This is a genomic window from Paenibacillus sp. N119s (genome assembly GCF_059447605.1).
Window position 1 is genome coordinate 1 of sequence record NZ_JCAJRU010000304.1, and the last position, 5,023, is coordinate 5,023.

3 protein-coding genes and 2 pseudogenes are annotated in these 5,023 nt (G+C 44.3%); 2 read left to right on the forward strand and 3 right to left on the reverse strand.

Features of this window, described 5'->3' with window-relative positions; all coding sequences use genetic code 11:
• Positions 1 to 204: 204 nt before the first annotated feature.
• Positions 205 to 746, reverse strand: a pseudogene (locus tag AC5V8P_RS23285) (family 4 glycosyl hydrolase); the annotation flags it as partial.
• Positions 745 to 1,422 (reverse strand): annotated as a pseudogene (locus tag AC5V8P_RS23290) (DUF5695 domain-containing protein); the annotation flags it as partial. The pseudogenes AC5V8P_RS23290 and AC5V8P_RS23285, both read right to left, overlap by 2 nt.
• 275 nt (positions 1,423 to 1,697) lie before the next feature.
• Between AC5V8P_RS23290 and AC5V8P_RS23295 the strand changes: the two are divergent.
• Positions 1,698 to 2,501, forward strand: coding sequence for an erythromycin esterase family protein (locus tag AC5V8P_RS23295; protein WP_231116749.1), 804 nt, complete (start codon positions 1,698 to 1,700; stop codon positions 2,499 to 2,501).
• Between the two features lie 8 nt (positions 2,502 to 2,509).
• Positions 2,510 to 3,013, forward strand: a complete 504-nt coding sequence (locus AC5V8P_RS23300) for an erythromycin esterase family protein (RefSeq protein WP_231116748.1) — start codon at positions 2,510 to 2,512, stop codon at positions 3,011 to 3,013.
• A gap of 760 nt (positions 3,014 to 3,773) precedes the next feature.
• On the opposite strand, the gene AC5V8P_RS23305 is transcribed toward AC5V8P_RS23300, so the two are convergent.
• Complete coding sequence (locus AC5V8P_RS23305; RefSeq protein ID WP_064795752.1) at positions 3,774 to 4,994, reverse strand: CynX/NimT family MFS transporter; 1,221 nt, start codon at positions 4,992 to 4,994, stop codon at positions 3,774 to 3,776.
• Between the last annotated feature and the right edge of the window lie 29 nt (positions 4,995 to 5,023).

Below are 5,023 nucleotides of genomic sequence, written 5' to 3' on the forward strand. Positions count from 1 at the left end.
CCTTAGAAGGAAGAAACAGCCCGTGTGCTTCACGCGCAAAAACTATGAATATATCAGTTCATACCCTATAAATTGTTCCAGCATCATCCAATATTTCTTACATCATAAATCATAACAGACTAAAAATCAAACGTTACTTTTTTCTCACAAAGCAGGAATCCTGGCGAGCTTTTGACGACCCCGCCCCCCATTCATCTGCCTCCCTTACACATAAGCTGGAAGCGATGTACCGTGCGCGGCAATCAGACCGTCGCACAGAGCAACGATATCATCCATCGATAGCTCAGCTGAGGTGTGCGGGTCCAGCATAGCAGCATGATAGATATGTTCTTTTTTCCCGTCATCGCAGCTTCAATCGTTAAGAGCTGGGTATTGATATTCGTTCGGTTCAGTGCAGCACATTGGGGCGGCAAATCCCCGACAAAGGTCGGCGTAACCCCATTGCAATTCACCAGGCAAGGCACCTCCACACAGGCTTCCTTCGGCAGATTGGTAATCAAGCCTGTATTCATCACATTCCCGCCAATAGCAAAGGGCTGATTAGTCTCGATTGCCTCAAATATATAAGAAGCATATTCGTTCGACCGTTCATGGCGCAGATCCTGATTGCCCAATAGTTCCTCACGCATCGTCTCCCAGCGTTCAATCCGACTTACGCAGCGGCGCGGATATTCATCTAAAGGAATATTAAACCGTTCAATCAGCTCAGGGTATGCCCGTTTGATAAAATACGGATGATACTCTGCGCCAATGGTCCTGATACTCAAACCCAGCACCTGTTGTGGAATCAGGGATCAATAGCAGGGAAGAACCAATGCCGCTGGGGCGCCCAGCTGTAATATAGGAGCTGTTATTGCCGATAAAGGAATGCGTCACGACTCTCGTTTCGTAAATTGCATCACCATAGGTCCACTGTTCATTAAAAGGTAGGGGCAATCCAAAATCGCCAATCTCCAATTTTTTGCCACTGGTATTCTGTACCTGTATATTCCACAACACCGAACCATTCGACTCCGCCGAATAGGTTTCAATGACTTTAAAATTGCGTATGCCTTCTGCGTTACTTGAGTTCTCGTAGGTGACCGTAACGCGGTTGCCGCTGGTCGTGATCTTACGCGCGTCTGCCGACTTATTCGTCCATGCCTTCGTCCAGCTACCTCCATCCAGTCGGTACGTGAACATCAGCTCTCCTAGCCACTGATGATCAGCCGTGTTCTGCTCAGGTGTCACCGTTGCATTCATGACATATTCAGTCGGAAAAGCATTTCCTTTGATACGAATAGACGAAATTTCCCCATGCTCTCCTGTCTGAATCGTTAGCTTGTCATTGGATAGTTCATGGGCCTCTGCCGTATGCGTCCCAAACAACACAGACGCTGTGGTTAAAAACAAAAACGCCGCCAATATTCCCTTAAATTTCATCAACACGGCCTCCTTTTCGATCTCGGGGTCCTGGTTTGCTTGTCAATCACCTGAAGTCTCTTCATTTCGCCATAATCTTCTTGGAAATGTAAGCGCTACAACTCTATTGTACAAAGCCTTATCCATTGGTAAAATCAACATTTTCAACCGATTTATATAGGATTTCAACCTAATCGTGGGATGAATCATTCATACCAACAGACACCATGTTTTGGATTAATGGATGGACAAACGGAAATAATTCACTCATACCGTCTGTAGGAGGGAACAACTTCATGAATTCGAATGATAATCCACCAGAGCAAAACGCTTATTTGGAAGAGCTGAATGCATTATTTATCCCATTGGATGGAATGCAGAATCTGGACCGCATGGTTAAGGCCATCGGAGATGCAGATATCGTGCTGCTTGGTGAGGCGAGCCATGGGACTTCTGATTTCTACCGAGTTCGAGCCGAGCTTTCGAAGAAGCTCATTACAAGCAAGGGTTTTAACATTATCGGTGTAGAAGGAGACTGGCCCTCTGCTTATCGGGTGAACCGGTATGTTAAAGGGATGGAGGGGGCCGATTCCTCGGCAGCCGATGCACTGGGTGATTTTACCCGCTGGCCGACGTGGATGTGGGCGAATACGGACATTCGTGATTTCGCGGAGTGGCTCAAGGAGTACAATGAGGCGAATCACGGCAGCGGCAGTACCCGTCCGAAGGTTGGATTTTATGGTATTGATATGTACTCGCTATGGGAATCGATGGAAGCGATTATCGATTATTTGGAGGAGACCCATTCTCCCCAACTGAAACAGGCCCGCAGGACATACGCCTGTTTCGATCCATATAGCAGGGACCATCAGTCTTATGGCATTGCGGCAGGACTGCTCTCGGAGAGCTGTGAGAAAGAAGTGGTTGAGCTGCTACAGCAGATGCAGAGCCGGCGCATGGCGTATCCGGGAAGTGAGGAAGAGTTGAATGCGGAGGTGAACATGCTCGTCACTTCCAGCTCGGAGGCCTACTATCGTAGATGGTTCGGGGCGGCCCACAGTCCTGGAATATACGGGACAAGCATATGGTTGAATCCCTAAAGCGAATCATGTCCTATTACGGGGCTTCGGCAAAAGCCATTGTCTGGGAGCATAATACGCATATCGGTGATGCGCGGGCAACGGATATGATGGCGGATGGCATGGTTAATGTGGGTCAGCTGCTGCGGGAGGATCCAGAACATCGGGTGTTTGCCATTGGCTTCGGGACCTATCAGGGCGAGGTACTGGCTGGGAGAGCTTGGGGATCTCCGGTTGAGAAGATGACCGTCCCGCCCGGACAGCCGGGAAGCTGGGAGGATTACATGCACCAGGCGGGAGGGGGCCGAAATGGGATGATAATGCTCAACGATGCATCTTCCATGCTGCATACGACCATTGGCCACCGTGCCATCGGTGTGATATATGAGCCTGCTCATGAGCGGTTCGGCAATTACGTGCCTTCCAGCATGGCGGATCGTTATAATGCGTTTGTACATCTCGATCGGACCATCGCCCTTCAGCCACTGCCTATCCTTCAGCCGGTTGCAACGGATGCATTATTTTCAGAATAACAGCTCGCAAGAACCGTCTGTGGGAGGCTGGATGGCTGGGTAACGTTCACCATTAGGCTTCGGATAAGAAGTATGAAACTGGCTCCAATACAAAAAGTGGCAGGCTCGAACTTTTATTTTTATCAGTCTGAGCCTGCTGCTGTTCTATTGAACTAAACGTTCCGTTAGTTTTTATGCATTTCTCAAAAAAGGGATGTTCACCATCACGGATATCTGGAGATGCCCCCTATCTCCTGCCTTTCCGTCTGGTGCATTGGCGGCCGGACGGATGTGCATGTTCCTTGCTCATTCCACAATTTCCGGCCCTGTTGGCCTTGGGATGTGATTGCTACAACGCAATACATTTATGTCGTAGACCTCTTTTGATATTGGCATCTGCATCGAATACCGCATAGATTATACCTTTTTTAAGAAGAATGATACCAAAAATATGGAGTTCAAGGCTTGTTTCAACAAAAGTCATACAAGAAAAAGGGGCATACTTTTTTCTGATGTGTCTTAGTTACAAAACCTTCCGCAATTACTTCATCTCTAATTTTTTGCAGATCGGTAAATAAAACCACCATAGTAAAGAATAAATACGACTAAAAAAACAATAAGATAACAATAAGAATCAACGTTCCCAAGTTACTGTTTGAAATAATACTATTTCAAATTAACGGAATCAATTGGTTCCATAGTGGAGCTATGAATGCTATAAATATATTAGGAACAACTAATGGTGGAAGTTTGCTTTTTTCTGTGTTTACTGGCTGGTATCCTATGCTACATATTCATTTTTTCCTGCACCTATACCCGTGATAAAGATGATAACAGAAGTTAAAACTAACATCAGTAGGGAAGTATTCCAATTATGTGTCACATCATGCAACCATCCAAATAAGACAGGGCCGACAGCAGACAAAAGATAACCTAATGATTGAGCCATACCGGATAATTCTGCTGCCTCATTCGTATCTTGAGTACGTAAACTAAAAAACATCATAGCTAAACTAAAGGCAAATCCCACTCCAATTCCAACCATAATAATCCATATTAGAATAAGGATCGTGCTTCCGTGTAAGATACCGAATACCCCTCCAATAAGCAAGACGACTGAAATTAGTACTAATGAATGCTGCTTCTTTAAACGTCCAGCTAAAATAGAGACAATAAACGTAGTAGGAAGCATAGCAAATTGCATTAAAGACAACATCCAGCCAGCTTCATGAGTGTTCAGCCCTTTTTGTTCAAGAATTTCAGGAAGCCACGTTATCATGGTATAAAAGATTAAGGATTGAAAACCCATAAATAACGTGACATTCCATGCTAGTTTAGAATGCCATAAGTTTATAGATTTAACTTTCTTTTTAGTTTGTACAAATCTAATAGATTTATGTTGATTTTGTATTAGTGGTAACCAAAAGAAAAGTGTAAGAAGAGATAAGATTCCCCAGCATCCAAGACCTCCTGACCATCCTAATCCTGATAATGAGGAGATGGGGATACTTATACCGGATCCAATAGCTCCACATAAATTCATAGAGACTATATAAATCCCTGTTATCATTCCTACATTTTGTGCAAAGTTATGTTTAATGAGACTGGGGAGTAATACATTACCAATGGCAATACATGAACCAATTAAGATTGTTCCTATAAATAAGGTTATTACACTACCAAAAGAACGTATTCCAAATCCAATGGTTAATAAGATTAAAGAAATAAATAGGATAAACTCTGTACTAAAACGATGAGCTAACTTAGGGGCGAAAGGGGATAAGAATGCAAAAGTAAGTAAAGGTACTGTAGTTATTGTCCCTGCTAGTATATTAGATATGCCTAAACTGTCACGTATAGAATTTATTAGTGGACCCACTGATGTTAGTGGGGCTCTGAGATTGGCTCCCATTAGGATGATACCTATAATAAGTAATCCTATTCTAGGCTTTAGATCCGGTTTCGGTTGTCCTAGTTGATTGGTTTTTTGTGAAATACCCATGATCGCTATAGATCCTCCGTATTTAATAC

Bases quoted from the DNA above. Each gene is read 5' to 3' on its own strand.
- AC5V8P_RS23295 (WP_231116749.1), top strand. From the start codon at position 1,698: ATGAATTCGAATGATAATCCACCAGAGCAAAACGCTTATTTGGAAGAG.
- AC5V8P_RS23300 (WP_231116748.1), top strand. From the start codon at position 2,510: ATGTCCTATTACGGGGCTTCGGCAAAAGCCATTGTCTGGGAGCATAAT.
- AC5V8P_RS23305 (WP_064795752.1), bottom strand. From the start codon at position 4,994: ATGGGTATTTCACAAAAAACCAATCAACTAGGACAACCGAAACCGGAT.